A 1,751-nucleotide genomic window follows, 5' to 3' on the forward strand; every position below is an offset into this window, starting at 1 on the left:
TCCGGCGCGCAAACTAGCGAGCCATGATGATGGTTTTTTTGCAGGGGCCGCGCTTGTGCGAGCGCGCATGAAAGGCATGAAAGAAAGGGGGCCGGATCAGGGCTTCGTCACGCGCCTCAGCGTCAGGTTCAGCCGGCCGCCGCCCTCGATCAGTTGCGACGATCCCGGCACGATGCGGTCGACGCCGTGGAAGCGCATTCGGGACGGGCCGCCGAGGAGGAGTACGTCGCCGCTGGCGAGCCGGAAACTCTTCGTCTTGTCGCTGCGGGCGAATCCGCCGACGCGAAAGAGGCAGGTGTCGCCGAGCGAGATGGAGAGCACGGGCGCCTCGGTCGCCGCCTCGTCGCGGTCCTGATGGAGGCCCATCCGGGCCTTCTCGCCCCTGTAAACATTGACCAGGCAGCATTCCGGGGGCGCGGCGTAGCCAGCGAGGTCGGCCCAGAGGCCAAGCAAGAGGTCCGGGATCGGCGGCCAGGGCTCGCCCGTGACCGGGTGCCGGGGCTCGTAGCGATAGCCCTTTACGTCGGAGACCCAGCCGAGCGCGCCCAGATTGGTCTGCATGGTGGACCAGAGCTGGCCGGTGCGCGGCATGCGCGGCCGGTAGGGCGGCGCGGCGCGCGCGGCCTCGCGCAGCGTCCCGAGCAGGGCCTTCTGGTCGGTCGGGCCGAGGCGGGCGGGGTGGAGCGCGACGCCGTCGAAACCTGTCTCCAAGACCTGTTTCATGATCGCCTGGACATAAGAGGCGCGAGCCGCTGGGTCTAGAGGGCATGTTTATGGCATATCGAGTGCCATATTATTTGGTGTGACCCCGCGGCATGGATTAAGCTTCGCCAGGGAGATCCGCAAAGGGGGACATCATGAAGACCGTGACGATACTGGCGATCCTGAGTCTGACGCTTGGCGGCTGCGCGACGGCGGCCATTCAGGGCGCATCCCGCGCCAAGGACCAGGCGGTCATCGCCTCGAACGAGGATGCGGCGGCGGCGGGCGATGTGGCCGCGCAGGTCAAGCTCGGCGCGGCACATTGCTGCACCATCGCGGGCTCGATGGGCGTCCTCAACAACCAGGAAGCGACCCGCTGGTACTGCAAGGCCGCTGGCCAGAACAATGCCGAGGCGCAATACGAGCTCGGCCGCATCTATTCGGGCGATCTGGTGCGGGGCATGAACGGGCCGGCCAAGATCGGGGTGCTGCTGACCGACCAGCCCGAAAACCGGCCGCTGGCGCTGATGTGGCTCGACCTCGCGGCCGCGCAGGGGAACAAGAACGCGGCCGAGAAGGCCCGGGATCTGCGCCAGAAGATGACACCGGCCGAAATCGCCGAGGCGGCGACGCGGGGGCAGGCCCTGCAGGCCCAGCCCTGCCAATGGAACGACGTCTATCCCGACCGCAAGATCTGACTGCCGCTCCGTCCGGTACATTCGAATCTTTGGGGGAAGATGATGCAGGACAAACCCACATTTCGAATCGCTGTGGCCCAAATGCCGCATGACGGCTTGCGGGCCCCGGAAGCCAAACCTATATACAGCCCAACCAATTGAGCCCTTCAGGGTCCGCTTGCGGGCCCGCCGGGGAACCCCTTAGGGGGCCGGAGCCGTTTTCGTCGTGGCGCGACCCGCGCCACTTTCGGGACGGTGCGCGAGCGCCTATACAGAACGGGCTCGCACGGCCTGCCGCACAGAGAAGAGGACCTTTGAGATGGGAAAAGTAATCGGCATCGACCTTGGCACGACAAACTCGTGTGTCGCGGT

The 1,751-nt window shown here is 66.4% G+C and carries 2 protein-coding genes; one reads left to right on the plus strand and one right to left on the minus strand.

Going from position 1 to position 1,751, the window contains the following annotated elements; genetic code table 11:
• Positions 1–96 precede the first annotated feature (96 nt).
• Positions 97–723 (minus strand): alpha-ketoglutarate-dependent dioxygenase AlkB, encoded by a 627-nt coding sequence (locus tag VMR03_RS04435; RefSeq protein ID WP_325402668.1) that lies wholly within the window; start codon positions 721–723, stop codon positions 97–99.
• Positions 724–857: 134 nt separating this feature from the next.
• Here VMR03_RS04435 and VMR03_RS04440 point away from each other — a divergent pair, with 134 nt between their 5' ends.
• Positions 858–1,400 (plus strand): hypothetical protein, encoded by a 543-nt coding sequence (locus VMR03_RS04440; protein ID WP_325402670.1) that lies wholly within the window; start codon positions 858–860, stop codon positions 1,398–1,400.
• Positions 1,401–1,751 lie beyond the last annotated feature (351 nt).

Source organism: Parvibaculum sp., assembly GCF_035511255.1.
Taxonomy (GTDB): domain Bacteria; phylum Pseudomonadota; class Alphaproteobacteria; order Parvibaculales; family Parvibaculaceae; genus Parvibaculum.

Coding starts and splice junctions, on each gene's coding strand:
- VMR03_RS04435 (WP_325402668.1), bottom strand. CDS start 723: ATGAAACAGGTCTTGGAGACAGGTTTCGACGGCGTCGCGCTCCACCCC.
- VMR03_RS04440 (WP_325402670.1), top strand. CDS start 858: ATGAAGACCGTGACGATACTGGCGATCCTGAGTCTGACGCTTGGCGGC.